Genomic DNA, 26,497 nt, shown 5'->3' with positions numbered 1-26,497 from the left:
TTATCGATATCTTGACCCTCGCAAGGCAATCACGGCGTTTTACAGGTAGAATCGCCCCTCCCCTGTTTTTTCTCTATGAGTATCAAATAGGAAGTAATAAGAGGGTATGGTTTGCAGTCATGAGAGGAAATTAATATGGAACAATCCCTGTTTGAACAACGGCTGGAAATGCTGGAAAGCCGTCTGGCATTTCAGGAAGTGACGATTGAGGAACTCAATTTGATCGTGACGGAGCACCAAATGGAAATGACCAAATTGCGGGAGCATCTGCGTTTGTTGACCGATAAACTGCGCGAATCTCAGTCTTCCATGATGGCCTCGCCAGCAGAAGAGACACCGCCTCCGCATTATTAATGCGGATAGCAAAAAGCCAGCCGCAAGGCTGGCTTTTGACTGACCATGTCAAATTTTAGTAACAGGTCAGATCTTAGTGACAGCCACAGCCGCCCTTACCACAACCACCTTTACCATGTTCATGATCGTGGTCACCCTCATCATGGCCATGACCGCCGCAGCAACCATCACCGTGTTCATGATGATGATCATGCTCGCCATGTACGTGGCCATGTTGCAGCTCTTCTTCTGTTGCTTCACGGATAGCAACCACTTCAACGTGGAAGTTCAGATCCTGACCCGCCAGCATGTGGTTACCATCAACCACCACGTGCTCATCTTCAACAGCAGTGATCTCTACCGGTACTGGACCTTGATCGGTATCAGCCAGGAAACGCATGCCAACTTCCAGCTCGTCAACGCCCATAAAGACGTCTTTCGGTACGCGCTGCACCAGATTTTCATCATAGCTGCCGTAGCCTTCGTCTGCATTCACGCGCACATCAAAGCTGTCGCCAGCTTCATGACCTTCGAGCGCTTTTTCCAAACCAGCGATCAGGGAACCGTGTCCATGCAAGTAGTCCAACGGCGCACTCACCGGAGACTCATCAACTAAAACACCGTCTTCTGTACGTACCTGGTAAGCCAGGCTGACCACCAAGTCTTTTGCTACTTTCATGATATCTCCTACCCTTGGAACAAAAATTGGCACAGATTGTAGCTGAAATCTGCACCGCTGTACCCACCAGCATAAAAAATCGCGAAGGATAACGCTACTCGGGATGGAAAATACCGATCACTTGTTCATGCGGGCGGACGTGTTGATTGACCTGTTCATCCGTCTGGCGTTGATGGTGACCACACTTGACACACTCGACCACCTCTACCTGATCTTCACGCCATAAAGCCAATGTATCCAATGCCTTACATTTTGGACAAACCGCTCCAGCGATAAATCTTTTGCGCGTTTTTGTCTTATTAAGAGCACTTGTCATCGTTTTCTCCGACATTATTCGTATTCATCCCACCCATCTAACTGCCGACTTTCGTGTAGCATTTCTCGCTGGAAAATATCTTCCAGTTCACGGCGGGCCTCTTTAACTCTGGAGATTTGCGCCACATCACCATGATGCTGCGGCACCAATTCACGCAGCATCCGCATATCAAGACGGCGGAAATGTTGTTGCGCCCGATAAGCTTGATGTGGATGCATTCCCAATCCCAATAGCGTTTTACGTCCCAACTCCAGCGCACTGGAAAAGGTTTCACGGGTGAAGTCTTTGACGCCATTTTGCAACAGTTCATGTGCTTCAACACGCCCTCTGGCACGCGCCAGAATGTGCAAGTCAGGGAAATGTTGCTGGCACAGATGCACCAATGTCATGGTATCTTCCGGCTCATTACAGGTGATAACAATAGCTTTAGCTTTTTCCGCGCCGGCGGCCCGCAGCAGTTCCAATTCGGTGGCATCGCCGTAATAGACTTTGTAACCGTATTTGCGCATCACACTCACCGCACTGACATCACGTTCTAACACGGTAATACGCATTTTGTTCGCCATCAGTAGGCGGCCAATCACCTGACCAAATCGCCCAAAACCAACAATAATCACCTGTGGATCATTATCTTCCACGAACGGCTTCTCATCGCTCTCTTCCTGCGCGTTATAACGGCGGATCAGAATGCGATCGATAGCCTGCATCAATAATGGTGTCGTCATCATCGACAACGTAACCACCACCAGCAGCAATGCCAGTTGTTCAGCATTTAGAACATGTTGAGAGAATGCAGCGGAGAACAAGACGAAAGCAAATTCACCGCCCTGACTGAGCACTCCGGCAAATTGCAAGCGCACCGAACGGCGCAAGCCAAATGTACGTGCCAAACCATACAATACGGTGCCTTTGATAAATACCAGCGCCAGCACACCTAACAACACATCCAACAGGTGAGTGAATAGCACACCAAGATTCAGCGCCATCCCAACCGAAATAAAGAACAACCCGAGCAATAACCCTTTAAAAGGTTCGATGGCAATTTCCAGTTCGTGCTGAAATTCACTTTCGGCCAGTAATATCCCGGCGATAAATGTCCCTAACGCCATCGATAGGCCCAATGCATCCATAAACAGTGCAGAACCTAATACCACCAGTAATGCGGCGGCAGTAAAAACCTCCCGCACACCAGAGGCGACAATATAGCGAAACAAGGGGCGCAGCAGATAGCGACCACCAATCAACATGCCCGCAAACGCCGCAACTTTAATACCAATTTTGACCCAATCATTGGCAGCACCACCCCCCCCCGCCAGAATAGGGATCAACGCCAAAGCAGGTATAACCGCCATATCCTGGAACAGTAACACCGAGAATCCGAGCTGCCCGCCTTCGTTGCGGTTCATGCCTTTTTCCCGCATTAGCTGCAATGCCATCGCGGTCGAGGACATTGCTAAACCAATGCCACCGATAACCGCCGCCTGCCAGGCGAATTGGGTGAAATAGAGTAATGCCCCCAATACTGCTGCTGTAATAACGACCTGACCCGCACCGACACCAAAAATAGAGCGCCGCAACTGCCATAGCTTGGCTGGATTCAACTCCAACCCAATGATAAACATCAGAAACACCACACCAAGCTCGGAGAAGTGCAGTATTTCGTCAACATCACGTATAAAACCTAACCCCCATGGACCAATAGCAATACCGGCTATCAGATAACCCAACACCGCACCAATACCCAGGCGTTGAGCAATAGGGACCGCAACCACAGCGGCAAATAAAAATAATAAAATGGCAGTAAGTAGCGCTGAGCCTTCCATATATCAGTGCCCTCCCGCAGGCAGCGGCGACTGCAACCACTGCGTATAAGCTTGCGCATGGCTGGCTAAGACTTCCGGTTTCTGACGTCGCGCCCAGTATATAATCATCGGGTTCATCCAATGCATATGGCACATAGCCGCTGTCAATTCGAAAGGGCGCAGAATATCTTCCATCGGATAGCGGTTATAGCCCCCTACCCGATAGGCCCCTTCCGGTTCGCCGGTGGTAATTACCGAGCGCCAATACTTACCCGTCAGAGCATGACCACCCACACCATTGGCAAAACCACGAGCTAATACCCGGTCCAGCCACTCCTTCAGCAACGCCGGGCAACTGTAGGTATAGAGGGGATGTTGAAATACAATAACTTGATGCTCACGTAGCAATTGCTGCTCATGGTGAATATCAATAAAGAAATCAGGATAATGTGCATAAAGATCGTGCACAGTAACATGTGCTAACTGCTGCACCGGTTGCAGTAAAACCCGGTTTGCCACCGAGTCTTGTGATTCCGGATGGGCATACAGCAGCAAAACCTTCGGTGGCTGCGACATCATTCCCCTCCAAAGCGTCGTCAGGGTCCGGTTTTTCCGTTACCATGCTCCGCAAAGACCAAAAAAGACTAAGATTTATACCCAAAGTAATTGGGGTTGCAGGTCAGCCGCAAGCGAGCAAAATCCGATAAGCCTATGCAAATAAGGCCAACTACAAATATGTGATTCGGGTGAATGCGCGCAACTAGCCCCCTGTAACGTCAAAAATACAATGACAATTTAACATACTCTAAACATACGGCACTCTATGATTGTTTTTTCTTCGCTTCAAATACGACGTGGTACCCGCGTCTTGCTGGACAACGCTACAGCAACGATTAATCCTGGCCAAAAGGTCGGGCTGGTCGGCAAAAACGGTTGTGGTAAATCCACCCTGCTGGCGTTGCTCAAAGGCGAACTGAGCGCCGATGGGGGCAATGCCACTTTCCCCAGCAACTGGGCACTGGCCTGGGTTAATCAAGAGACCCCGGCCCTGGATATTCCGGCGATAGAGTATGTTATCGACGGGGACCGCGAATATCGCCAATTGGAGGCCGAACTTCAGGCCGCTAACGAAAAAAATGATGGTCATGCCATCGCCACCGTGCACGGCAAACTTGATGCCATCCATGCCTGGACAATTCAATCCCGTGCCGCCAGTTTGCTACACGGGCTGGGGTTTTCTCAAGAGCAATTACAGCAACCGGTACGTTCATTTTCTGGCGGCTGGCGCATGCGCCTTAACCTGGCCCAAGCGCTGGTTTGCCGCTCTGATTTACTGCTGCTGGATGAACCGACCAACCACTTGGATTTGGATGCAGTTATCTGGCTGGAAAAATGGCTGAAAAGCTATTCTGGCACGCTGGTATTAATTTCTCATGACCGCGATTTCCTTGATCCTATTATTGATAAGATTCTGCATATTGAACAGCAGACGCTGAATGAATATACCGGTAACTATTCATCTTTCGAACGCCAGCGAGCGACCAAGCTCTCGCAGCAGCAGTCGATGTATCAGCATCAGCAAGAAAAAGTGGCGCATTTACAAAGCTATATCGACCGCTTCCGCGCACAGGCGACTAAAGCCAAACAAGCTCAGAGCCGCATCAAGATGCTTGAGCGGATGGAACTGATTGCACCTGCCCATGTGGATAATCCATTCCACTTCAGCTTCCGTACACCGGAAAGTTTGCCTGACCCCCTACTCCGCATGGAGAAAGTGAGCGCCGGCTATGGTGATCGTACGATTTTGCAGTCCATTAAGCTCAATCTGGTCCCCGGCTCCCGCATCGGTCTGTTGGGGCGCAATGGTGCGGGTAAATCTACGCTAATTAAGTTGCTAGCCGGCACATTAGAGCCACAAAGCGGTGAGATTGGTTTATCCAAAGGGATTAAACTGGGTTACTTCGCCCAGCATCAGTTGGAGTTTTTGCGTGCGGATGAATCACCGCTACAGCATATGAGCCGCCTGGCACCCAAAGAGTCGGAACAACAACTGCGCGACTATTTAGGTGGCTACGGTTTTCAGGGCGATCAGGTTACGGACCCAACAGCCCGCTTCTCCGGCGGTGAAAAAGCGCGTTTGGTACTGGCACTGATTATCTGGCAGCGCCCTAACCTATTGCTACTCGATGAGCCAACCAACCACCTTGATCTTGATATGCGTCAGGCGCTAACCGAAGCCTTGATTGATTTTGAAGGCGCATTGGTGGTGGTTTCCCATGACCGCCATTTACTGCGTTCCACCACCGATGACCTCTATCTGGTGCATGATGGCAAAGTAGAGCAATTCGACGGCGATTTAGAAGATTACCAGCAATTTTTGGTCGATGTGCAGCGCCAGCAAAGCCAGCAGGATAATCCGACAAAAGAGTTGTCCGGTAATAGTGCCCAACAGCGTAAAGATCAAAAACGCCGTGAGGCAGAGTTCCGAACCCAGACTCAGCCATTGCGTAAGCAGATTATGACGCTGGAAAAACAGATGGATAAGCTCAGTACCGAGCTGGCAGTCATCGAAGAGCGATTGGCTGATTCTGCCTTATACGATATTGCACGTAAGGCTGATTTGACCCAATGTTTACAGCAGCAGACGCAAGTGAAAACCAAACTTGAAGAGACTGAAATGCACTGGCTAGATGCTCAGGAGCAGTTGGAGAACCTCACTAAGATATTTGAAGCGGGATAACCGCTTTTCAGAAAACGCCAGTATTAAGGATAATAAGGTCATGACTAATAAGGATATTAGTGTGGTGGTACCGGTATTTAATTGCGCCGCTTACCTCACACAACTACTGGATTCATTGTACCAGCAGTCGGGTGTGTCATTGGAAATCATTGCCGTCAATGATGGTTCGACCGATGACAGCCTGACGATATTAGTAGCCGCCGCGCGCCGTGATTCGCGGCTGGTCATTGTTAATCAGGCCAATCAGGGGCTTTCTGCGGCCCGTAATGCTGGAATCGCTCGGGCAACTGCCCCCTGGATTGCTTTTGTTGATGGCGATGACTGGCTGGCCTCTGATGCTTTATCAACCTGGTTGCAACAGGCCAATCGGCAGCAATTAGATTTACTGATAGGTAATGGTTTTACCTTTACCACTGATCCCCACCTAGCGCCCAGCAGCCCCTTGTTACATAAACAGCCGTGGAGCGAGATACTTAGCGGCCAGCAATGGGTTATTCGCAGTATTGAACATAATGAGTGGCCACATTATGTATGGCTACAATTGATTCGGCGCGAATTGATCGCGGCCCATCAACTCGCATTCATCCCTGGAATGCTACATGAAGATATTCTGTGGACCACCCATCTGGCACTCGCCGTACAACGTGTCGGTTTCTGTGATACGCCATTTTATGGTTATCGCACCAACCCACTCTCCATCACCCACTCTCCGTTACCCCAAGCCTTGGTGGCTCGCGCCAATAGCTATCTTAGAATTATTAACGCGCTAATTAACCTTTCTGCCACGCAACAACCGCCGTTAAGCCGTGCGCTGTTACGTCACGCTAATCAGGAGAGCGGCCATTTTTTCGGGTTGATGCGTAAGAAATTATCCCCGTCACCAGAACGTTCGGCACTCGCGGCTGAGTTTAGGGCATTAGGCTTACCCAAAGCGCTGTTTCAGGGCGCGGGGAATATCAGTGAGTTCTGGCGAGCGGTACGTTTATCAGTCACTCTATGGCGTTATGCGCAGCAGAAGCATTCATTATCAAAATAGATCTCAAATTTACGTTTATTTTTGTTATTACTCAGGAAATTTTCATGTTTAATAAGGCATAAAATTACTTCTGGGAATATGTATTGATGCAGCGCATTTTGGTTATCCGAATTGATTTCCTTGGCGATCTGGTTTGTACCACTGCTTTATTACATGCATTAAAGCAGCGCTGGCCAGCCGCCGAAATTCATGTGCTGGCCAATAAATACAATCGAGATGCACTGGCACGTAACCCCGATATCAGTACCGTTCACACCTACGTTTACAGTAAGCAATGTGAAAGAAACCAACAGCCGGGCAGGATCAAGGCGCTGTTTAATCGTCTAGCCCTGATTTGGCGACTGCGATGTTTACGTTTTGATTTACTGGTTATCCCTAACGGTGGCATGAACAAAAACAGTATCCAGTTCGCTAAACAACTTAATGTGGTCGATAGCCGTTGGCATAACCCGGGCAGTGAATTTGATGACCGCAATCCTGACCATGTGACCAATCGGCCAATACGCCATGAGGCGCTGTCTGGTTTTGCACTGCTACCCGAACTGGGGCGGGTCGACATCGATACGCTCAAATTACATCTCTATCCTGACCCACAATTGCAGGCAAAATGGCAGGCAGAATTAGGTGAACGCAAGCGGCCACGTATCGGGCTGTTTGTCTCGAATAAATCACCGCAACGGCGCTGGTCGTGGGAGAAGTGGCAACAGTTGGCACTGAAGCTCAGTGATCAGGCCGAGATAGTGATTTTGTATGATCCCATCGCACCGCCAAGTGAACAGCAACTGGCGAGCATCCACGGCCGAAGTCTATTTACACCGTCAGTTGATGAGTTCGTGGCCGCAGCCAGTCAATTGGATGTGGTTATTTCGGCTGATAGCGCACCGGTCCATATCAGTTCAGCATTACAGATCCCGGTCGTCGCACTGTTTGAGTCGCGGCCAGAAAAATACCGGCGCTGGTACCCGTTAACCCGCCATGTGTTGTTACATGCCGGGCCACAGGTTGATGACATCACCGTTGATGCCGTTGACGCAGCGGCCCGCTCGTTGTTAATCACAGACTAAATCAAATCGCCCGTTAACCAGGCCGGTACACCGGCCTATCCCCCAGAATAGTCGCCCGATGCATCACCCGCCGTTGTGGCAGATAATCGGCATTGGCATAGTGCTGGGTGACACGGTTATCCCACATCGCCACATCATCCTGCTGCCAGCGCCAGCGTACTTGAAACTCGGGCTTGGTGGTGTGTGCAAACAGGAAACGCAGTAAAGCATCGCTCTCTTTATCACTCAATTCAACGATTCGGGTGGTGAATCCTTCATTGACGAACAATGCCTGACGCCCGCTCACCGGATGGGTACGTACCACCGGATGCAATATCGGCGGATTATTCTCTTTAGCCAGTAGCCATCGTTGATGCTCTTCCGGGGTCGCACGATGTTTGTGCTCGGGGAAGGAGTGCGCAAAGTCATGCTCGGCCTGTAAACCGGCCAAAAGCTGTTTAAACGGAGCAGAAAGCGCTTCATAAGCCGCAATCCCACTGCTCCATAAGGTATCACCACCGGTTGGCGGTAGCTGCTTTGCCGCCAGAATCGCACCTAATGGCGGATTGGCGATAAACGTCACGTCGGTGTGCCAGTTATCGTTGTCCGGCGGATTATTATCATGGGTATCCAGCACGATAATCTCCTCACACTCTTTGGTGTGCGGATAAACCGGATGAATATGTAAATCACCAAAACGCCCGGCCAGTTCACGCTGCTGTAATGGCGTGATGGGTTGATTGCGGAAAAACAGTACCTGATGCTTGAGTAACGCATGATAAAGCTGTTCAAACTGACTATCACCCAACGGGCGGGCAATATTAATATTCTCAACCAAAGCACCAATATGCGGCCCTAACGGCGTGACTACCAAGCGTTCATTCATTGCTGTGCTCCATACCAAGGTGTTAGCCGGCGTTGGATCGCCCGCAAACTTAGCTCCATACCAAAAGCGATAATAGCAATCACACTGATGCCGGCGATGACGACATCGGTTGCGAGAAACTCACCGGCTGATTGCACCATAAACCCTAATCCGCGCGTAGCGGCAATAAGCTCAGCAGCCACCAACGTTGACCACCCCACACCCAACCCAATGCGGATACCGGTTAAGATTTCTGGCAAGGCGCTGGGGAGCACCACAAACCATAAAACCTGCCAGCGACTGGCCCCCAATGCACGAGCAGCTCTAACCCGCACCTGTGCCACGCTACGCACGCCAGCCACAGCGGCTAACGTCACCGGCGCAAATATCGCCAGATAAATCAGCAGGATCTTTGAGGTTTCACCAATGCCGAACCAGATAACCATAAGGGGCAAATAGGCTAAGGGGGGAACGGGGCGATAAATCTCAATCAGTGGGTCCAACACACCACGTACGGTGCTGCTTAGCCCCATCGCAATGCCCGTTGGAACACCAAGTGCGACCGCAGCGAGTAATGCGATAAGAATTCGCCCCAAACTGGCGGCCAGATGTTGCCATAGCGTGGCATCCATAAACCCCTGCGGGCTGGCAATCACCAATAACTGATGTAATACCTGCTGCGGCGCGGGTAAAAAGAGTGGGCTGATAAGCTGTAACGCCGTCACCGCCCACCACAACGCGACCACCACAATCAGAGTAGTGATGCTAAGCCACAAGCCATTACCCGCAGGTAAACGGCGAGCCGCCTTCTTGGCAATCAACGGGGGTTCATCGTTAGCCGGTAGGCGGTGAAGCGGCAGCGTGACGGCTTGATTACGTAACGTGCTGTGCAGGCTCATATCAATACCTCCCGTTGCTGGAAGACTTTACCCAACACATATTCGCGGCGGGCGATAAATTCAGGATCAGACTTAATGGATCGGCATGGCTCACCAGCGGCATAACGCTGACCAAAATTCAGCGACAGTCGTTCGACCACCTGCCCCGGCCCTGGAGACAGCAATAGCAGCTCGCTGGCCAGAAACACCGCCTCTTCGATATCGTGGGTGATCAGCAAAATTTGTTTGCCGGTATCACGCCAAATAGTCAGCAACAGCTCTTGCATCTGCTCGCGGGTAAAAGCATCCAGCGCGCCAAACGGCTCATCCAACAGCAACAAGCGCGGGTCAACCGCCAGTGCACGAGCAATCCCTACCCGTTGGCGCATCCCACCAGAGAGTTGCCAGATAAGGTGATGTTCAAAACCAGCTAACCCTAGCCGATGAAGCATTTTCAGGGCAGTTTCGCGCCGCTGTTGTTTGCTTAATCCTGCCAGTTGCAGGCCAAACTCCACATTGCTGACCACATCCCGCCACGGCAGTAAGCCCTCATGCTGGAACACCACTCCCCGTTCGGCACTCGGGCCGTGAACCGGTATATCATCCAGAGTGATGCTGCCAGCTGAAGGCTCCATAAATCCGGCAATTAGATTCAATAACGTGGTTTTACCGCAACCTGATGGCCCCAATACCACGACCAACTCTCCAGATGCGATTTGCAGTGACACATCCTGTAAGGCAGGTTTGCCCTGATATTCGGCCCACAGGCCGCGCACGTTTAGCATGATGGCTCCTAGGACTGCGGTGTGGCCTGCACTGCTTTCACAAAGCGGTCAGTGACGAAATCACTATAATCGCTGGCAATTTGCGGGATTTTGCCTTGCTCTTTCAGGAACGCGGCAGTATCGCGGATGGCCTGATCCACTGGTTGACCCAGTTGCGTTATCTGCTCAGCGACAGGCAAATAAGTATTGCCCTTCACCAGCTCCGGCACTTGATCGGTAGGGACACCACTTAAGCGCGAAAGCTGCCCCAGATACTGCTGATTTTTCAGCCATTGTTCTGGTTGGGCCAGATAAGCACCTTGGGCGGCCAATGCACTGCGGGCGAAGGCGGTGACCACCTCAGGATGGGCTTTGGCGAAATCTTTGCGCACCACCCAGACATCCAGGGTTGGCGCGCCCCATTGACCTACTTGGGCAGAATCAGTCAGGACGGTGCCGGTTTTGGCTAATTCGTTAACGGCAGGAGCCCAAACATAAGCGCCATCAATGTCACCCCGCTGCCAAGCGGCGGCGATAGCAGGTGGCTGCAAGTTGAGGATAGTGACCTGATCCGGCTTAATTCCCCAATGTTTCAGGGCTGCCAGCAGACTGTAATGTGTCGTGGAGATAAACGGCACGGCAATACGTTTACCAATTAAATCTTGTGGGGTTTTAATGTCTTTCTTCACCACCAGCGCCTCTGAACTCCCCAGTTGTGACGCCAGTAGGAAGACCTCAATTGGCACCTTCTGGCTGGCAGCAACGGCTAATGGGCTGGAGCCGATATTACCAATTTGCACATCACCCGAGGCCAATGCCCGCACAACGCTAGAGCCGCTGTCAAACTTGCGCCAATCCACATTGGCACCGGACAACTTGGCAAAGCTGTTATCCGCTTGCGCGACTTTTGCCGGTTCTGCGGAAGTTTGATAAGCCACCGTCACATCGACAGCATGTGCACTGGCAGCAACCAGCGACAGAGCTAACAGTGCACCACCTGGCCGTAAAAAGCCGCGTATTGCGGCGGTAAGACTTGCAGAAGATAAGGTTATCGCCATGGTTCACTCCGCTGGGTTAACTGTGTCATTCGCTATTGCTGCGACCCTGAGCGCACCGGGCGCTCTGAGATGACAGTGTTACCCGAAGGAGTAATACGACAAAAGGAATAAAAGAATATTCTTTATTCCTTTTGGTGATAAGAAAAATCTGAAGGAATTGTCTATGCAGTTAACTTAAAGATCTATTTGGCCTTTCATAAAAATGCGAGCATCACCGGCAATTAAAGTACGATCACCGGCTAAGGTGCAGAATAATTCGCCACCGCGTGCTGATATCTGCCGGGCGTGCAGTGATGACCTTCCCAGTCGCGCGACCCAATAGGGCATTAAGGTACAATGGGCTGAGCCGGTAACCGGATCTTCATTGCAGCCAAGGGTAAAGTAACGCGAAACAAAATCCACTTCATCACCCGGCGCGGTCACAATCACCCCACAACCGGTATAGGCAATCAGCGCAACAATATAGGGTTGTAACTGCCGTACCTGCTGCTCGTTTTCCAGCACCACCAACAGAGATTTTGCCTGCCATACCTGCTGAATGTTGCTGCCAAGCAATGCACTCAACTCTGCCGCGATAGCGATTTGGTCGGGCGGTAATGAAGGGAAATCCAGCGACAGTCGGCCGAAGTTATCGCCATCGCGCTTGACGTACAAGTCACCGCTGGCACTGCGAAAACAGATATCATGCAAGCCAGGATTAACGATGCTGAACATCACATGCGCCGCCGCCAATGTGCCGTGTCCACATAAGTCGACTTCACGTTCCGGGGTAAACCAGCGGATCGCCGATTTATCCCCTTCATCCCAGACAAAACTGGTTTCCGGTAAATTAATCTCGGCCGCGATACTTTGCATCTCTGCGGCCGACAACGGTTTCTTCAGCAGATACACCCCTGCCGGGTTACCGGATAACCCTGCGCCAACAAATGCATCAACATGAAAATAGTTATAGGCCATCAATTAGCTCCACTGATTAATGCCAAATCAATAACACACAGGCTGCCGTCAGTAAGCCCATCGAGATATTAAAGCTAAACCAGGCGCGGCGGCTGCGTAACAAGCGCCCAATCAAAGTACCAAAACCCAACCAAATGATACCGGCCACCAGGTTCACCATAAACATACCAAGGCTTATCATTACGATAGAATGATTATAGGCGGCCCCGGTCATACTGAAGCTGGCGACTGACCCGAGTCCCATCAACCAGGCTTTGGGATTAAGGAACTGCAATAACCAGCCCTGATACAAGCGCAACGGTTTTGGCGGTGCGACATTGGTTTCCAATTTCTCATAGGCAGAAGTGGCAATTTTCCATGCCAGCCATAGCAGATATAGGCTACCCAAAATTTTCAGAACCAGATGGAGGGAGGGGTAGATAAGAATCAGGCCGCCGACACCAAAAGCCACCAACAGCAACATGCTCTGCATGCCTAACATAATACCTAACATCAGCCAGATAGAACGCATAAAGCCGAAGTTAGCCCCCGCAGAGGTTAACAACATATTGTTTGGACCGGGGGTAATAGCTGCAACCCAAAGAAAGCCTACCATTGAAAGAAATAAACTCAGTTCCATGAGACGGGTGCCTCTCACCCAAAATGATGCGCGATATACCCATGAAGCTAACAGTGTGTTATTGATCACACAAGAGCAACAACATGATTTCCATTCACTATATGCATGAATTATTTCGCCCACTGGCCGGAGCCAGTAATCCACATCTACAAACACTGTTGCCACGATTGGTCAGACGGCATGTGCAATTGCAACCGTTCTGGCAACGGCTGGAACTGCCTGATGGCGATTTTGTCGATCTGGCCTGGAGTGAAAATCCCGAGCTGGCAAGAGATAAACCCAGAGTCGTACTCTTCCACGGTTTGGAAGGTAATTTTTACAGCCCTTATGCCCATGGGTTATTAAGTGCATGGCAAGCCAAAGGCTGGCTCGGTGTGGTGATGCATTTTCGTGGATGCAGTGGAGAGCCAAATCGTAAGTCACGCATTTATCACTCCGGTGAAACAGAAGATGCTCGCTTCTTTCTCCGCTGGCTGCGAGAGCGCTATGGCCAGGTGCCAACCGCCGCCGTCGGGGTCTCTTTGGGTGGCAATATGCTGGCGATGTATTTGGCAGAGCAAGGCCAAGATAGCCTGTTGCAGGCCGCAGTGGTGGTGTCAGCACCACTGATGCTTGAACCCTGTGCTAATCGTATGGAGCAAGGTTTCTCCCGGGTCTATCAGCATTATTTACTGGGCCAACTAAAGTTAAATGCCACGCGTAAGCTTTTGCATTACCCCGGAAGTCTGCCTTTGGATCTGGCTCAATTGAAAGGGTTGCGGCGAATCAGAGATTTTGATGATGTCATTACTGCTAAAATTCATGGTTTTAATGATGCAGTTGATTATTATCGCCGTTGCAGCGCCCTGCCGCTATTGCCGCAGATTACGACTCCGCTGCTGATCATTCATGCCAAAGATGATCCGTTTATGACGGCTGAAGTTATCCCGGATCTCAGCGAGTTACCGGCCAATATTGACTATCAGTTAACCGAACATGGCGGTCACGTTGGTTTTGTCGGTGGCTCATTGAAACACCCACAAATGTGGCTGGAACAACGTATTCCGGCCTGGCTTTCCCCTTATCTGGAGCAACAGCAATGATAGTTCCCTGGCAGCAAGTTGACGGTGAAACACTGGATAACTTACTTGAAGCCTTTGTGTTACGTGAAGGTACCGATTACGGCGAGCATGAGCGCTCATTAGCGCAAAAAGTCGAGGATGTACGCCGCCAGTTGATCAGCGGTGAAGCCATATTGGTGTGGTCCGAATTACATGAAACCATCAATATTATGCCGCGCAGCGCATTTCGCGCCGGAGCAGAAGAGCAGCAATAGTCCTTCCGCTGTTACGAAGACATTGACTGAAACAGGGTGACAAGCCCGCCACTTTGCCCTAAAAATAATCATCAACGATAAAAAACAGGCGATTGCAGCCCGGTCACTGAAGATCTAACCCCCATGGAGTTACAGCTAATATGTCGACTAAACATCCGGTTATAGCCGTTACCGGCTCAAGTGGCGCAGGGACAACCACCACCAGCCTGGCATTCCGTAAGATCTTTCAGCAATTGAATATTCGCGCAGCGCAAATTGAAGGTGACAGTTTCCATCGCTATACCCGCCCTGAGATGGATGCAGCCATCCGTAAAGCACGAGATCAAGGCCGACATATCAGCTATTTTGGCCCCGAAGCCAATGACTTTGGCCAGTTGGAGCAAAGTGTGTCGGAATACGGTGAACACGGCACTGGCCGTTCACGTAAGTATTTACATACCTATGATGAAGCGGTGCCATACAACCAAATTCCCGGCACGTTTACCCCGTGGGAAGCATTGCCACAACCCACCGACGTGCTGTTTTATGAAGGGCTGCATGGCGGCGTGGTGACTGAACATCATGATGTGGCGAAACACGTCGATCTGTTGGTGGGCGTGGTACCTATCGTCAATCTGGAGTGGATTCAGAAATTAGTACGCGATACCGGCGAACGCGGCCATTCGCGTGAAGCGGTGATGGATTCCGTAGTGCGCTCCATGGATGATTATATCAACTACATTACGCCGCAGTTCTCACGCACTCATATCAACTTCCAGCGCGTTCCAACCGTTGACACATCAAATCCGTTTGCTGCCAAAGCGATTCCGTCACTGGATGAAAGCTTTGTGGTTATTCATTTCCGGGGTTTGGATCAAATTGATTTCCCTTACTTACTGGCGATGTTGCAAGGATCATTTATCTCGAATATCAATACATTGGTGGTACCCGGCGGAAAAATGGGGCTGGCAATGGAGCTGATTATGGCGCCGCTAGTGCAGCAGTTGTTGGAAGGGAAGAAAATCAGTTAATCGCCTTCGTTCTTGGCGTTGCAGTATAGCAATTGCTGGAGAGAGAAAAATAATTTGGCGCTATCCCAACCCAAAGTAATTGGAGCTGCAGGTAGGCGGCAAACGAACTCATCCCGATGAGCTTACATAAGTAACTGATTCGGGTGAGCGAACGCAGCTAACAACCCTGCAGCTTCAAGTACGAAGGGTTTGCTTAGGCGATGTCACGGATCTCAAAACTGTGGGTAATAGTCGCCGCTTTACCCAACATCAGTGAGACGGAGCAATATTTTTCTGCTGACAACTCAACGGCTCGTTCCACAATTTTGTCGGTCAGACCTTTGCCGCTGACAATAAAATGCAGGTTGATTTGCGTAAACAGACGCGGTGCCTCTTCGCGACGCTGCGAGGTTAATGTCACTTCGCAATCACGCACATCATTGCGGCCTTTTTGTAAAATAGAGACCACATCAATCGCGCTACAGCCGCCTGCTGACATTAACAACATTTCCATCGGACTCGGTGCTTTGTCTCCAGCATTACCGTCCATCAACACCTGATGACCTGATGCCGATTCACCCAAAAATGTCAGCCCCTCAACCCACTTTACACGTGCCTGCATAACTCTTGCTCCCGGTTAAATTTTCTGATCCAGACTACCCTTTCATTTACAAACTGGCAATGTAACCCGATGTTCATCATGCTGAAGCGATACAACACAAGACACTGGCTTCATCCTGTGCTACAAACAGAACCGAAAGTGTTGTTTCTAGAATTAAATAGGGTAGCTTCTCAATACTCAGTGGAGGGTTTCTACCCGGTACGTATCTTGGCTATACCTTTCGGCAGTTGAGCAAATTAATATGCTACGAGAAAGTGTATTTTATAAGCACGCCGTACAGGGAACTCTGAGCCCTGTTATGTTAGGCAGCGATAACAACAGAGGATAACAGCGAATGGTTCTCGGCAAGCCACAAACAGACCCGACTCTCGAATGGTTCCTGTCTCATTGCCATATCCACAAATATCCATCGAAGAGTACGCTGATTCACCAAGGTGAAAAGGCCGAAACACTTTACTACATCGTGAAAGGCTCCGTTGCGGTGCTTATTAAAGATGAGGAAGGTAAAGAGATGATTCTCTCCTATCTAAATCAGGGAGATTTCATCGGCGAACTTGGATTATTTGAAGAAGGCCAAGAACGTAGCGCCTGGGTTAGAGCAAAAACCGCCTGTGAAGTGGCTGAAATTTCTTACAAAAAATTCCGTCAGCTGATTCAGGTCAATCCAGATATTTTAATGCGCCTATCTTCACAGATGGCGAGTCGCTTACAGATTACATCTGAGAAAGTGGGCAACCTTGCTTTCCTTGATGTGACTGGGCGTATTGCACAAACGCTGCTTAATCTGGCAAAACAACCTGATGCCATGACCCACCCAGATGGGATGCAGATTAAAATTACCCGCCAGGAAATTGGTCAGATAGTTGGCTGCTCCCGCGAAACCGTGGGGCGGATACTAAAAATGCTGGAAGATCAAAACCTGATCTCCGCACACGGTAAAACGATTGTCGTCTACGGCACCCGTTAATTCCCCCTAAACTGGTGCCGATACTGTCGGCATCAGTTTTTTAATCTTTTGTGATCTATAAATTTCTGGGGCCTTTATGAAATGGCAACGGCTTATTTATCATCCTGAAGTTAATTACGCACTACGCCAAACATTGGTTCTCTGTCTGCCCGCAGCATTAGGGTTCGCTCTCGGCGAACTTCGGCTGGGCTTGATGTTTTCTCTGATACCCGCCTGTTGCAACATTGCCTCACTGGATACACCACACCAACATTTTTTCCGGCGTCTGCTGGTCGGCGGCGCGCTGTTTACTGTGAGTAGCTTCCTAACCCAGCAACTGCTGCTATGGGATATTCCGTTGCCTGCCGTCATGCTCAGCCTGGCATTAGTTCTGGGGGTGAGTGGGGCGATTAGCCAGTTGAATGGCCATTTGTTACCCGCGGCACTGATTGCTGCTATTTTCAGCCTCAGCATGGTGGGCCGCGCGCCGATCTGGCAAGCCCCGTTGCTGTGTGCCGTAGGGACACTGTGGTATGGGGTGTTTAACGGGTTATGGTTCCGACTCTGCAAGGATCAACCGATTCGCGAACCTTTGAGTCAGCTTTATCGCTTACTAGCCGATTATTGTGACACCAAATACAGCCTATTTGCTCAGCACCTTGAGCCGGAAAAATCGATACCGCCGCTGCTGGACAGACAACAGGCGATTATGGACAAGATTAATCAGCTTTATCAGCAATTTAATCTGATTCATAACACCACGAAGAAAGAGCAGAAACGGTTGTTGGGATTGTTCCAAATGGCTCTCGATTTGCAAGAGCATATTACTGCAGCCTTGATTCAGCCGGAAAAAGCACAAGAGTTAATGGAGCAGACACAGATTGAGAGCGTGATGCGCCGTAATTGCCAGAAAATCTCAGCTCAAATGCGCAGCATCGCCAACGACATTCTCTATCACCACCATACTGATGAGCATTTCACTGCCGATGATGGTCTGACAGAACTGGCAAGCATCGCACAGGCACACCCAGACAACCCGGTCGCACAATTCTACTACTACCATATCAGCCACGTGACCCAGCTATTGAGTGACCGGCGACCACTGTATGACCGTGACCTGATGTCCAGCCAACAACCACAACCTTTCTGGCCGGCGTTGATCAGCTATCTGTCGTTCAAATCAGGTGCACTGCGGGAAGCCGCTCGTCTGGGCGTAACACTGGCAGCAGGTAGCTATATCGGTAACTTAATTCATCTACCCAAACCTTATTGGATTTTGCTTACTGTGATGCTGGTAACGCAGAACGGTTATAACGCCACCAAGGTACGAATCCATCACCGTGCACTCGGCACCTTGATAGGGCTGATATTGGCCGCTGGCCTATTGCATCTGCCAATGCCAGAGGGTGCCACCCTTGGCATTATGCTGCTCATTACCCTTGCCGCTTATCTGGTTCAACGTAAAAACTACGGGCTATCTGTTGTTGGCAGAACCATAACCGCAGTCTATATCTTGCAATTATTGACCGGAGAAGGCGCTGACTTCTTGGTTCCGCGATTGCTGGATACCTTAATTGGCTGCGCATTGGCCTTTGCCAGCGCCTTATGGCTGTGGCCTCAGTGGCAGAGCGGTTTACTGCGTAAGAATGCCCATCAGGCGCTAGAGGCGTATCAGAAGATTTTGCGCTTGCTGCTGACGCCTGAGCCTGATATCAACCAACTGGCCTATGAACGCATTGCAGTAAATAAGGCCAGTAACACCGTGTTAAGTTCCTTAAATCAGGCGATGCAAGAGCCGGGGTTCAACTCAAAATATTTGGCAGATATGCGATTATGGGCCACTCACAGTGAGTTGATTGTTGGGCATATCAATGAGATGACTATCCTGACGCGGGCTTATCCCTTGGGGAGTTCAGTACCAGGTAAACATCACATTCAGCTCAGCGTCGAACTGGCGGCGGATTATTTACAACTCTGTGAGATAGCCATTCAGCAATGCCAGCAACGGCTGGAGTCAGACAACAGCGAGGGGAATAACGATTTCGTGCAGATGCCGGATGTCACACCGGATACACAAATTTCTGAACTGGAACGTAATTTACGCCGGGTTTTGTCACACTTAAGCGTGATGCATACGGTGTCTGCCATGGCTTGGCAACAACAACCCCATCACGGTATTTGGCGCAGTCGGAGATTGCGGGAGCATGTATAGCAATGGAGAGGCAAAATACCTCTCCATAATTGAGTTAACCCTGGACCAGACTGGCGATGGCTTGCTCTAACCGCGCCATTCCTTGTTTGATATCATCCAGCTCCACCACTAATGAAGGGGCTAACCGCAACACATTTGGCCCGGCATTGAGGACCATCAAGCCATTAGCCGCCGCAGCCATCAGCAACTCGCGCGCACGGCCATGGTATTGCGGCGTTAACTCGGCACCAATCAATAACCCCATGCCACGGATATCGCCAAACAGGTGATACTTGTTATTGATCTCTTGCAGAGCCTGCACAAACAGGCTGTGGCGCTGTTCAATACCATTAAGTACCTCAGGGGTATTAATCACATCCAGAGCAGCCTCAGCGACGGCACAGGCCAGAGGATTGCCCCCATAGGTGGTGCCGTGAGTTCCCACCGCCATTACCGACGCAATTTCTTCCGTGGTTAGCATCGCACTGATAGGGAAACCACCACCTAAGGCTTTCGCCGTGGTCAGAATATCTGGCGTCACACCATAATGCATATAGGTAAACAGCTTGCCGCTACGCCCCATACCGCTTTGTACTTCGTCAAATACCAGCAGCGCATCATGCTGATCACATAAAGCCCGCACCCCTTGTAGAAATTCAGGCGTCGCAGAGGTTAACCCCCCTTCTCCCTGAATGGGTTCGAGCACCACCGCACAAGTATGATCATCCATAACGGCTTTCACCGCAGCCAGATCATTAAACGGCACATGGATGATATCAGCAGGTTTCGGGCCAAAACCATCGGAATACTTGGGCTGCCCCCCCACCGATACAGTAAACAAGGTGCGGCCATGGAAAGCATTATGGAAAGCAATGATTTTAGTCTTATAGGGGCTATGACGCTCAATGGCATAATGACGGGCCAGCTTAAAGGCCGCTTCATTTGCCTCGCCACCCGAGTTGGCAAAAAACACGCGATCCGCAAAGGTGGCATCAATCAGTTTTTGCGCCAAACGCAGCGCAGGCTCATTAGTGAAAACGTTACTGGTATGCCATAACGTCTCACCTTGCTGATGCAATGCCGCTACCAGCGCCGGGTGGCAATGCCCCAGAGCAGTAACCGCGATCCCACCAGCAAAATCAATATATTCCTTGCCTTGTTGATCCCACACTCGGCTGCCCTTCCCTTTTACCGGAATGAACTGTGCTGGTGCATAAACAGGCAAAATAACCTGATCGAATGTACTGCGAGTTACTGCTAACTTATCCGCCATTATACTGTCCACCCTGATATCCCCTTCGCACTTGAAGCTACAGGGTTGTTAGCTGCACGCAGCGTTCAAATCTGTTCCCGACAGATTTGTCACCCGAATCACTTGACTGTGTAAGCTCATCGGGATTCGTTTGCGGGCTGCCTACCTGCAACTCCAATTACTTTGGGTATAATCCATTGAGTTACCAATTATTGGTATGTGAAAATATAATCACAAAATATGCATAAAAAATCACAATCAGGCAAACAAAAAAACAATTAAATAATAAATACAACTCAACCAGCTAATTTTTAAGGAAATTATCTAATAATTGATGACCTTGCTCGCTGAGGATACTCTCAGGATGGAACTGCACTCCCTCCAATGGCAAGGTGCGATGACGGATACCCATAATCTCATCCATCACTCCCTCATGTTCGGTCCAGGCGGTCAGTTCAAAACAGTCTGGCAATGAGTCGGTCGCAATCACCAAAGAGTGATAACGGGTCACGGTCAGCGGTTGGTTAAGCCCCCGAAAAACCCCCTGACCATTATGGCAAATAGCCGTGGTTTTACCGTGCATCACTTGCCGCGCTCGCACTACGCGTGCGCCAAAAGCCTGCCCTAGTGCCTGATGCCCCAGGCAAACACCCAGTATCGGTAATTTTCCGGCAAAATGGCTGATGGCAGCTAAAGAAATTCCGGCCTCATTGGGCGTGCAAGGACCAGGCGAAATCACCAAATGTGAGGGTGATAACTTTTCAATATCAGCGAGTTGTACCTCATCATTACGTTTAACCACCACCTCAGCCCCCAATTCACAAAAATACTGGTAGAGGTTGTAAGTAAACGAATCGTAATTATCGATCAATAGCAGCATTTCATATCCAAAAAAATCAGGTTAACGCTTACGCCCACCGGTAATTGACCCCAGGACACCACGCAAAATTTGTCGTCCCAAGTCCCGCGCCATGCTCTTGGCTGCCGTCTGGACGATACCATCACGTTTGCCACCGCGCGGGCCGGTAGAGCCAAACAGTAGATCATTCAGCCCATCCATCAAACCACCGCCCGCGCTACCCTGCTGATCGGTTGACGGCTGAGAAGCCGCCCCCCCTCCGGCCGCTGCATCCCCCATGGTAGAGAATCCACCCGCAGATAATTTCTCATAAGCAGACTCGCGATCCACCCCCTCTTCATAACGGCCATACAGTGGGGAATGATTGATAGCGTGATTACGCGCTGCCGCATCCAATGCGCCCATTTTTGATTGTGGTGCGATAACCATACCCCGCTCGACCACATTAGGCCGCCCTTTCTCATCAAGGAAAGAGATGAGTGCCTCGCCAACCCCCAATTCGGTAATCACCTGTTCGGCACTGAATGCCGGATTCGCGCGCATAGTCTGAGCTGCGGCTTTAACTGCTTTTTGATCCCTTGGGGTAAAGGCACGCAGGGCATGCTGTACCCGGTTGCCCAATTGGCCGAGGATTTTATCGGGAATATCTAATGGATTTTGCGTCACAAAATAGATGCCGACCCCTTTCGAGCGAATCAGCCGGACCACCTGTTCAACTTTATCCACCAGCGCCGTTGGCGCATCACTGAACAACAGATGGGCTTCATCAAAGAAAAACACCAGCTTAGGTTTATCAACATCACCCACTTCAGGAAGTTGCTCGAAAAGTTCTGCCAGCAACCACAACAGAAAAATCGCATACAGTTTGGGCTGATTAATTAACCGATCAGCCGCTAACAGATTGATAACTCCCTGCCCATGGCTGTCGATTTGCATTAAATCGTGAATATCCAGCATCGGCTCGCCAAAGAATTGATTGGCACCTTGCTCTTCCAAAGCCAGTAAACCACGCTGGATAGCACCAATTGAGGCCGGCGTGATGTTGCCGTATTGCGTACGGAACTGTTTCGCGTTGTCACCAACATATTGCACGATAGCCCGCAAGTCTTTCATATCAAGCAGCAGCAGGTTGTTGTCATCGGCAATTTTGAATACCAGTTGCAACACACCACTTTGCACGTCATTCAGATCAAGCAGACGCCCTAGCAGCAGCGGGCCAAGATCGGAAATAGTGGCACGGATCGGATGACCCTTTTCAGCGAAGATATCCCACGGCACAATCGGGCAAGCTTGTGGCTGCCAATCCGTAACACCTATCGCTGCCAGTCGGGTTTGAAGTTTTTCCGAATCAACCCCTTCCGCCCCAATGCCAGATAAATCCCCTTTCACATCGGCGAGAAATACCGGCACACCAATACGGGAAAATTGCTCAGCCATTTTTTGCAGGGTGACTGTTTTACCAGTGCCGGTCGCGCCAGTAATCAAGCCATGACGGTTAGCCAGAGCCGATAAAATCACTAAATCCTGTGCCGGCGGCACCTTCGCGATAAGCAATGTTTCACTCATAAACCTTCACCCCATCACGTTTACGTTAGAGACAGATAATTGATTATAAGCACCCGATTCGGGCAAACGGATTAATTTATGACAGCAATGCGACTGTTACCCAAAGAACGTGGCGTTGCAGGTGGGCAGCAAGCAAAAGACAGATTGGTTGTAAACCAGCCTTCGAGGTTTAGCGTGAAGGCTGGTAACCAGCGATTAAGGTAAAACTTTCGCTGACAGGATAGTGATAGGTTTGACCGGCACATTCTGATACGGGCCGACATTTTCGGTCTGAACCTGGGAGATCTTCTCTACCACATCCATCCCTTTAACCACTTTACCGAACACCGCATAACCGAAGTCACGTTGGCCGTGGTCAAGGAAGGCATTATCTGCCACATTCAGGAAAAACTGGCTGGTAGCACTGTCTTTATCAGCAGTACGGGCCATAGAGATGGTGCCACGCAGGTTGCGCAGGCCGTTATCCGCTTCATTCTTGATTGGTGTTTTAGCAGTTTTCTGTTTGAAGTCAGCAGTAAAACCACCACCTTGAACCATAAAACCAGGGATAACACGGTGAAAAATAGTGTTGTTGTAGTAGCCGTTGTTAACATAATCAACGAAGTTTTGTGTTGAAACCGGGGCCTTCTGGCTATTGAGTTCCAACTCAATATTCCCCACCGACGTCGTTAACAACACATGAGGCTCACCGGCAGCAAAAGCTGCGGGGGCCACGGCGCTAAGGGAACAAAGTGCAATGAAGGTCACTAAAGTACGTTTAAACATTAACGGTTCCTTTCTGTAGGATGCGAACAACGGAAAAGCGCTTTGATTCTAGAGAGCTGACCCGCGCAATGCCACCCATTTACGGAATTTTACGTAACAGAATGCGCATTTAGGCTGAAAAGCTGCCTCTTCAGCAGTTAAACCGCACCATGATGATTAATTAGCCAAATTAAACCATTCCCGCACTCCCAGGCAACAGTGGAATTCTGCTATAGGGATCACGTCTTGTTTATTTTCCTTTATCTTATCTGCCATTTTTGAGAGAAACATCTCATTTTGTTTTTGGTTAATCGCTAGTCTGCCTCCAAATGAGAGCGCTCTCATTTCTAATTAATCTATATGGAAGCCAAATGATGAAAACCTTTAAAATTGCCATTATCGGTGGCGGTAGTAGCTATACCCCGGAGTTGGTTGATGGGCTGATTCAGCGTATTGACCAGTTACCGGTCACTGAACTGGCACTGGCTGATGTCGAATTGGGCCGTCAAAAAGTGGAAATCATTGCTGCATTAACCCGAAGAATGCTGGATCGGCATGGGCTAGAGCATGTAAAAGTCAGCATTCACTTCTCACTGGATGACGCGATTGCCGGAGCCAGTTTTGTCCTGACACAGTTCCGTGTCGGCCAACTCCCGGCACGCGCCGCGGATGAACGTTTAGGGCTGAAATATAACCTGCTTGGGCAGGAAACTACCGGGGTTGGTGGGTTCGCCAAAGCTCTGCGTACCATTCCGGTGATGCTTGATATTGCCGCCAGAGTTGAGCGATTAGCACCGGATGCCTGGATCATTAACTTCACCAATCCAGCCGGTATCGTTACTGAAGCAGTGACACGTTATAGCAAAGCGAAAATCATCGGCTTGTGTAATGTCCCAATCAGCATGCACCATATGATTGCCAACTTGCTCCACGCACCTTATGAAGATATCCAACTGCGCTTTGCCGGGCTAAATCATATGGTGTGGGTGCATGAGGTGTTACAACGTGGCAAAGATGTTACCGCCGAGGTACTGGACATGTTGTGTGACGGGGCCTCACTAACCATGAACAACATTAAGGAAGCACCATGGCCGCCAGAGTTCCTGCGGGCAATGGGGGCGATTCCTTGTCCGTATCATCGCTATTTCTATCAGACTCAGGATATGTTGGCAGAAGAGATGGCCGCAGCAGCCGAGCGTGGCACCCGTGCGGAACAAGTTATGCAGGTAGAAAAAGAGCTGTTCGAGCTGTACGCTGATCCGCATCTGGACAGTAAACCAGAGCAACTCAGCTTCCGTGGCGGATCATTTTATTCTGAAGTTGCACTGGAACTTATTCGTGCCATTCATAATAATTTAGGTACGCAACTTGTTGTCAATACAACAAACCGAGGTGCAATTCGCGGTTTATCTGACGGCTCAGTAGTAGAAACTAACTGTATTGTTGATGCACAAGGTGCACACCCACTCACCTTCGGCCCATTACCTGTTGCTATGCATGGGTTGACCCAGCAAGTAAAAGCCTACGAGCGCCTGACCATTGAAGCTGCGGTTCATGGTGACCGTCGTAGTGCCTTGTTGGCGTTAGTGACTAACCCACTGATTGCTAACGCCAGCATTGCTCAGCCACTATTGGAAGAAGTTCTACAGGTAAATAAACCTTACTTGCCTCAGTTCACAGAACTGTGATGGTAAATTAACTATTGTTGCGGGTTCTGACTTTATACCCAACGCTATAGGCGTTATAGCCAGATAACCCGCATAAACCCCGATGAACTTGCGCAATCAAGCGATTCGGGTGACCAATCGGCAGATTTGAATGCTGATTGCTGCAGTCTGGAGTGAGTCACGAACGCCGCTAACCCCCTGCGGCCTCAATAGCCAAGGGCTACTTTTAGCCTAAACAGGAGCATGAAATGGTTACACTGGAAGACGTCGCGGTATTAGCCGGGGTTTCCCGCGCTACGGTTTCCCGCGTGGTCAACGGTGATACCAATGTCAAAACCCTGACCCGCGAAAAGGTTGAACAAGCGGTCGCGGTATTGGGTTACACCCCAAACCCTGCCGCACGTGCACTGGCTTCCAGCCAAAGTAATACCTTGGGGTTGGTGACAACCTCATATCGCGGTGGCTTTTTTGGCGCGTTGATGGATTTCGTACAAACCGAAACAGAATCACAGGGTAAGCAGTTATTGGTCACCCAAGGGCGGGATAATGCTGATAAAGAGTGGCAAGCAATTCAGCGCCTGTATAACTTACGCTGCGACGGTTTAATCCTCCATGTACGTTTTCTCAGTGACGAGAAACTGCAACAACTTGCAGCGGCAGGCCGGTCATTTGTGTTATTAGACAGGATGGTTCCCGGTCTTGAACCCCGCTGTGTGACCTTTGATCACCGGCGTGCGAGTCAGATGGCGACTCAGGTACTTATCGATGCAGGCCACCGTCATATTGCCTGTATCAGTGGCTCTTCTCAGCGCTATTCCAGTGTGTTACGCCGTCAGGGTTTTTTGGATGCCATGCAACTCGCAGGTTTAGAACCTACCGCCTGTGTGGAAGGCGTTTACGATCTGGAAAGTGGCTATCAACGCGCGGACGAGATCTTAAAGCGGCCTCGCCTACCAACCGCTATCTATTGCTGTAACGAAGAAATGGCAATCGGCGCGCTGTTGGCTATTAATAAACACCATTTGCAGGTGCCACAGGACATTTCATTGATTTGCTATGACAGTGGCGAACGCGCTCCTTTTGTTAGCCCGGCATTAACCAGCCTGCATTTCCCGATTGTTGGAATGGCGCAATTCGCCACCCAGTTGTTGATTAATCCGCAGCTCCCCAGTGCCAGTTTCCCGCCAACAATTATTATGCGCGATTCTGTTATGCCACCGAAACAACTCCGCTAGTCAGCCCCGGTGGCAAGTTAT

Annotated in this window: 26 protein-coding genes; 11 read left to right on the top strand and 15 right to left on the bottom strand. The window is 50.1% G+C overall.

What is annotated here, in order from left to right:
- The first annotated feature begins 135 nt into the window (after positions 1 to 135).
- Positions 136 to 354, top strand: coding sequence for a protein SlyX (locus V1952_RS00295; RefSeq protein WP_005186209.1), 219 nt, complete (start codon positions 136 to 138; stop codon positions 352 to 354).
- 73 nt (positions 355 to 427) lie between these two features.
- On the opposite strand, the gene slyD is transcribed toward V1952_RS00295, so the two are convergent.
- The 4 genes from slyD to kefG form a co-directional block, all read right to left on the bottom strand.
- The gene (slyD, locus tag V1952_RS00290) at positions 428 to 1,012 is read right to left on the bottom strand and encodes a peptidylprolyl isomerase (RefSeq protein ID WP_372560346.1); all 585 of its coding nucleotides are present in this window, start codon (positions 1,010 to 1,012) and stop codon (positions 428 to 430) included.
- 94 nt (positions 1,013 to 1,106) lie between these two features.
- Positions 1,107 to 1,328, bottom strand: coding sequence for a YheV family putative zinc ribbon protein (locus V1952_RS00285; protein ID WP_372560345.1), 222 nt, complete (start codon positions 1,326 to 1,328; stop codon positions 1,107 to 1,109).
- A gap of 14 nt (positions 1,329 to 1,342) precedes the next feature.
- A complete protein-coding gene (gene kefB / locus V1952_RS00280) occupies positions 1,343 to 3,151 on the bottom strand; it encodes a glutathione-regulated potassium-efflux system protein KefB (protein WP_083161175.1) in 1,809 nt (602 codons plus the stop codon).
- A gap of 3 nt (positions 3,152 to 3,154) precedes the next feature.
- Positions 3,155 to 3,706, bottom strand: coding sequence for a glutathione-regulated potassium-efflux system ancillary protein KefG (gene kefG, locus V1952_RS00275; protein ID WP_420074199.1), 552 nt, complete (start codon positions 3,704 to 3,706; stop codon positions 3,155 to 3,157).
- A gap of 247 nt (positions 3,707 to 3,953) precedes the next feature.
- Between kefG and V1952_RS00270 the strand changes: the two genes are divergently transcribed.
- The 3 genes from V1952_RS00270 (at position 3,954) to V1952_RS00260 (ending at position 7,970) form a co-directional block, all read left to right on the top strand.
- Entirely contained in the window at positions 3,954 to 5,870 is a 1,917-nt protein-coding gene (locus tag V1952_RS00270; RefSeq protein WP_372560344.1) for an ABC transporter ATP-binding protein, read from the top strand.
- A 40-nt stretch (positions 5,871 to 5,910) separates the two neighbouring features.
- Positions 5,911 to 6,906 (top strand): glycosyltransferase, encoded by a 996-nt coding sequence (locus tag V1952_RS00265; protein WP_420074197.1) that lies wholly within the window; start codon positions 5,911 to 5,913, stop codon positions 6,904 to 6,906.
- A gap of 86 nt (positions 6,907 to 6,992) precedes the next feature.
- On the top strand, positions 6,993 to 7,970 hold the full coding sequence (locus tag V1952_RS00260) for a glycosyltransferase family 9 protein (RefSeq protein ID WP_420070864.1): 978 nt from the start codon (positions 6,993 to 6,995) through the stop codon (positions 7,968 to 7,970).
- A 13-nt stretch (positions 7,971 to 7,983) separates the two neighbouring features.
- Here the strand turns inward: V1952_RS00260 and tauD are convergent, their stop codons facing one another.
- The 6 genes from tauD to V1952_RS00230 form a co-directional block, all read right to left on the bottom strand.
- Complete coding sequence (tauD, locus tag V1952_RS00255) at positions 7,984 to 8,835, bottom strand: taurine dioxygenase (RefSeq protein ID WP_372560341.1); 852 nt, start codon at positions 8,833 to 8,835, stop codon at positions 7,984 to 7,986.
- Positions 8,832 to 9,713 carry a taurine ABC transporter permease TauC gene (gene tauC, locus V1952_RS00250; RefSeq protein ID WP_372560340.1) on the bottom strand — a complete coding sequence of 294 codons (882 nt, stop codon included), beginning with the start codon at positions 9,711 to 9,713 and terminating at the stop codon, positions 8,832 to 8,834. Before tauC ends, tauD begins: the two co-directional genes overlap by 4 nt.
- Positions 9,710 to 10,477, bottom strand: coding sequence for a taurine ABC transporter ATP-binding subunit (gene tauB, locus V1952_RS00245; protein WP_420070866.1), 768 nt, complete (start codon positions 10,475 to 10,477; stop codon positions 9,710 to 9,712). The genes tauC and tauB overlap by 4 nt, the downstream gene beginning before the upstream one ends.
- An 8-nt stretch (positions 10,478 to 10,485) precedes the next feature.
- Positions 10,486 to 11,514, bottom strand: coding sequence for a taurine ABC transporter substrate-binding protein (gene tauA, locus V1952_RS00240; protein WP_102970493.1), 1,029 nt, complete (start codon positions 11,512 to 11,514; stop codon positions 10,486 to 10,488).
- A gap of 174 nt (positions 11,515 to 11,688) precedes the next feature.
- A complete protein-coding gene (locus V1952_RS00235; protein ID WP_420074196.1) occupies positions 11,689 to 12,471 on the bottom strand; it encodes a PhzF family phenazine biosynthesis protein in 783 nt (260 codons plus the stop codon).
- Positions 12,472 to 12,487: 16 nt separating this feature from the next.
- A complete protein-coding gene (locus V1952_RS00230; protein ID WP_032906591.1) occupies positions 12,488 to 13,090 on the bottom strand; it encodes a LysE family translocator in 603 nt (200 codons plus the stop codon).
- A 101-nt stretch (positions 13,091 to 13,191) separates the two neighbouring features.
- Here V1952_RS00230 and V1952_RS00225 point away from each other — a divergent pair, with 101 nt between their 5' ends.
- The 3 genes from V1952_RS00225 to V1952_RS00215 all read left to right on the top strand — a co-directional run bounded on the left by V1952_RS00225 (position 13,192) and on the right by V1952_RS00215 (position 15,415).
- Positions 13,192 to 14,172, top strand: a complete 981-nt coding sequence (locus tag V1952_RS00225) for a hydrolase (protein ID WP_372560689.1) — start codon at positions 13,192 to 13,194, stop codon at positions 14,170 to 14,172.
- The gene (locus tag V1952_RS00220; protein WP_032906589.1) at positions 14,169 to 14,405 is read left to right on the top strand and encodes a YheU family protein; all 237 of its coding nucleotides are present in this window, start codon (positions 14,169 to 14,171) and stop codon (positions 14,403 to 14,405) included. Before V1952_RS00225 ends, V1952_RS00220 begins: the two co-directional genes overlap by 4 nt.
- Positions 14,406 to 14,545: 140 nt before the next feature.
- Entirely contained in the window at positions 14,546 to 15,415 is an 870-nt protein-coding gene (locus tag V1952_RS00215) for a phosphoribulokinase (protein WP_372560338.1), read from the top strand.
- Positions 15,416 to 15,608: 193 nt separating this feature from the next.
- On the opposite strand, the gene V1952_RS00210 is transcribed toward V1952_RS00215, so the two are convergent.
- On the bottom strand, positions 15,609 to 16,016 hold the full coding sequence (locus tag V1952_RS00210) for an OsmC family protein (protein WP_004391459.1): 408 nt from the start codon (positions 16,014 to 16,016) through the stop codon (positions 15,609 to 15,611).
- 334 nt (positions 16,017 to 16,350) lie between these two features.
- Between V1952_RS00210 and crp the strand changes: the two genes are divergently transcribed.
- Complete coding sequence (crp, locus tag V1952_RS00205; RefSeq protein WP_005186183.1) at positions 16,351 to 16,983, top strand: cAMP-activated global transcriptional regulator CRP; 633 nt, start codon at positions 16,351 to 16,353, stop codon at positions 16,981 to 16,983.
- Positions 16,984 to 17,059: 76 nt separating this feature from the next.
- Positions 17,060 to 19,174, top strand: a complete 2,115-nt coding sequence (locus tag V1952_RS00200) for a YccS/YhfK family putative transporter (RefSeq protein WP_420070868.1) — start codon at positions 17,060 to 17,062, stop codon at positions 19,172 to 19,174.
- Between the two features lie 34 nt (positions 19,175 to 19,208).
- Here V1952_RS00200 and argD read toward each other — a convergent pair whose 3' ends face one another.
- The 4 genes from argD to ppiA form a co-directional block, all read right to left on the bottom strand.
- Complete coding sequence (argD, locus tag V1952_RS00195) at positions 19,209 to 20,426, bottom strand: bifunctional acetylornithine/succinyldiaminopimelate transaminase (protein ID WP_420074195.1); 1,218 nt, start codon at positions 20,424 to 20,426, stop codon at positions 19,209 to 19,211.
- A gap of 283 nt (positions 20,427 to 20,709) precedes the next feature.
- Positions 20,710 to 21,285 (bottom strand): aminodeoxychorismate synthase component II, encoded by a 576-nt coding sequence (locus V1952_RS00190; RefSeq protein WP_420070869.1) that lies wholly within the window; start codon positions 21,283 to 21,285, stop codon positions 20,710 to 20,712.
- A 21-nt stretch (positions 21,286 to 21,306) separates the two neighbouring features.
- Positions 21,307 to 22,830 carry a helicase HerA-like domain-containing protein gene (locus tag V1952_RS00185; RefSeq protein WP_420074194.1) on the bottom strand — a complete coding sequence of 508 codons (1,524 nt, stop codon included), beginning with the start codon at positions 22,828 to 22,830 and terminating at the stop codon, positions 21,307 to 21,309.
- Positions 22,831 to 23,025: 195 nt separating this feature from the next.
- Complete coding sequence (gene ppiA / locus V1952_RS00180; protein WP_083161196.1) at positions 23,026 to 23,595, bottom strand: peptidylprolyl isomerase A; 570 nt, start codon at positions 23,593 to 23,595, stop codon at positions 23,026 to 23,028.
- 353 nt (positions 23,596 to 23,948) lie between these two features.
- Between ppiA and V1952_RS00175 the strand changes: the two genes are divergently transcribed.
- Positions 23,949 to 25,262 carry a 6-phospho-beta-glucosidase gene (locus tag V1952_RS00175; protein WP_083163947.1) on the top strand — a complete coding sequence of 438 codons (1,314 nt, stop codon included), beginning with the start codon at positions 23,949 to 23,951 and terminating at the stop codon, positions 25,260 to 25,262.
- A gap of 227 nt (positions 25,263 to 25,489) precedes the next feature.
- Positions 25,490 to 26,476: a LacI family DNA-binding transcriptional regulator gene (locus V1952_RS00170; RefSeq protein WP_372560333.1), complete on the top strand. Its 987-nt coding sequence runs from the start codon at positions 25,490 to 25,492 to the stop codon at positions 26,474 to 26,476.
- Positions 26,477 to 26,497: the final 21 nt, after the last annotated feature.

The sequence above is a fragment of the Yersinia sp. 2542 StPb PI genome (assembly GCF_048593855.1).
GTDB lineage: Bacteria > Pseudomonadota > Gammaproteobacteria > Enterobacterales > Enterobacteriaceae > Yersinia > Yersinia enterocolitica_E.
This window is presented reverse-complemented; position numbering and strand designations above follow the sequence as displayed.

What these genes read in the sequence shown, in the direction of transcription:
- V1952_RS00295 (WP_005186209.1), top strand. Translation starts at nt 136, where the DNA reads ATGGAACAATCCCTGTTTGAACAACGGCTGGAAATGCTGGAAAGCCGT.
- slyD (WP_372560346.1), bottom strand. Translation starts at nt 1,012, where the DNA reads ATGAAAGTAGCAAAAGACTTGGTGGTCAGCCTGGCTTACCAGGTACGT.
- V1952_RS00285 (WP_372560345.1), bottom strand. Translation starts at nt 1,328, where the DNA reads ATGACAAGTGCTCTTAATAAGACAAAAACGCGCAAAAGATTTATCGCT.
- kefB (WP_083161175.1), bottom strand. Translation starts at nt 3,151, where the DNA reads ATGGAAGGCTCAGCGCTACTTACTGCCATTTTATTATTTTTATTTGCC.
- kefG (WP_420074199.1), bottom strand. Translation starts at nt 3,706, where the DNA reads ATGTCGCAGCCACCGAAGGTTTTGCTGCTGTATGCCCATCCGGAATCA.
- V1952_RS00270 (WP_372560344.1), top strand. Translation starts at nt 3,954, where the DNA reads ATGATTGTTTTTTCTTCGCTTCAAATACGACGTGGTACCCGCGTCTTG.
- V1952_RS00265 (WP_420074197.1), top strand. Translation starts at nt 5,911, where the DNA reads ATGACTAATAAGGATATTAGTGTGGTGGTACCGGTATTTAATTGCGCC.
- V1952_RS00260 (WP_420070864.1), top strand. Translation starts at nt 6,993, where the DNA reads ATGCAGCGCATTTTGGTTATCCGAATTGATTTCCTTGGCGATCTGGTT.
- tauD (WP_372560341.1), bottom strand. Translation starts at nt 8,835, where the DNA reads ATGAATGAACGCTTGGTAGTCACGCCGTTAGGGCCGCATATTGGTGCT.
- tauC (WP_372560340.1), bottom strand. Translation starts at nt 9,713, where the DNA reads ATGAGCCTGCACAGCACGTTACGTAATCAAGCCGTCACGCTGCCGCTT.
- tauB (WP_420070866.1), bottom strand. Translation starts at nt 10,477, where the DNA reads ATGCTAAACGTGCGCGGCCTGTGGGCCGAATATCAGGGCAAACCTGCC.
- tauA (WP_102970493.1), bottom strand. Translation starts at nt 11,514, where the DNA reads ATGGCGATAACCTTATCTTCTGCAAGTCTTACCGCCGCAATACGCGGC.
- V1952_RS00235 (WP_420074196.1), bottom strand. Translation starts at nt 12,471, where the DNA reads ATGGCCTATAACTATTTTCATGTTGATGCATTTGTTGGCGCAGGGTTA.
- V1952_RS00230 (WP_032906591.1), bottom strand. Translation starts at nt 13,090, where the DNA reads ATGGAACTGAGTTTATTTCTTTCAATGGTAGGCTTTCTTTGGGTTGCA.
- V1952_RS00225 (WP_372560689.1), top strand. Translation starts at nt 13,192, where the DNA reads ATGCATGAATTATTTCGCCCACTGGCCGGAGCCAGTAATCCACATCTA.
- V1952_RS00220 (WP_032906589.1), top strand. Translation starts at nt 14,169, where the DNA reads ATGATAGTTCCCTGGCAGCAAGTTGACGGTGAAACACTGGATAACTTA.
- V1952_RS00215 (WP_372560338.1), top strand. Translation starts at nt 14,546, where the DNA reads ATGTCGACTAAACATCCGGTTATAGCCGTTACCGGCTCAAGTGGCGCA.
- V1952_RS00210 (WP_004391459.1), bottom strand. Translation starts at nt 16,016, where the DNA reads ATGCAGGCACGTGTAAAGTGGGTTGAGGGGCTGACATTTTTGGGTGAA.
- crp (WP_005186183.1), top strand. Translation starts at nt 16,351, where the DNA reads ATGGTTCTCGGCAAGCCACAAACAGACCCGACTCTCGAATGGTTCCTG.
- V1952_RS00200 (WP_420070868.1), top strand. Translation starts at nt 17,060, where the DNA reads ATGAAATGGCAACGGCTTATTTATCATCCTGAAGTTAATTACGCACTA.
- argD (WP_420074195.1), bottom strand. Translation starts at nt 20,426, where the DNA reads ATGGCGGATAAGTTAGCAGTAACTCGCAGTACATTCGATCAGGTTATT.
- V1952_RS00190 (WP_420070869.1), bottom strand. Translation starts at nt 21,285, where the DNA reads ATGCTGCTATTGATCGATAATTACGATTCGTTTACTTACAACCTCTAC.
- V1952_RS00185 (WP_420074194.1), bottom strand. Translation starts at nt 22,830, where the DNA reads ATGAGTGAAACATTGCTTATCGCGAAGGTGCCGCCGGCACAGGATTTA.
- ppiA (WP_083161196.1), bottom strand. Translation starts at nt 23,595, where the DNA reads ATGTTTAAACGTACTTTAGTGACCTTCATTGCACTTTGTTCCCTTAGC.
- V1952_RS00175 (WP_083163947.1), top strand. Translation starts at nt 23,949, where the DNA reads ATGAAAACCTTTAAAATTGCCATTATCGGTGGCGGTAGTAGCTATACC.
- V1952_RS00170 (WP_372560333.1), top strand. Translation starts at nt 25,490, where the DNA reads ATGGTTACACTGGAAGACGTCGCGGTATTAGCCGGGGTTTCCCGCGCT.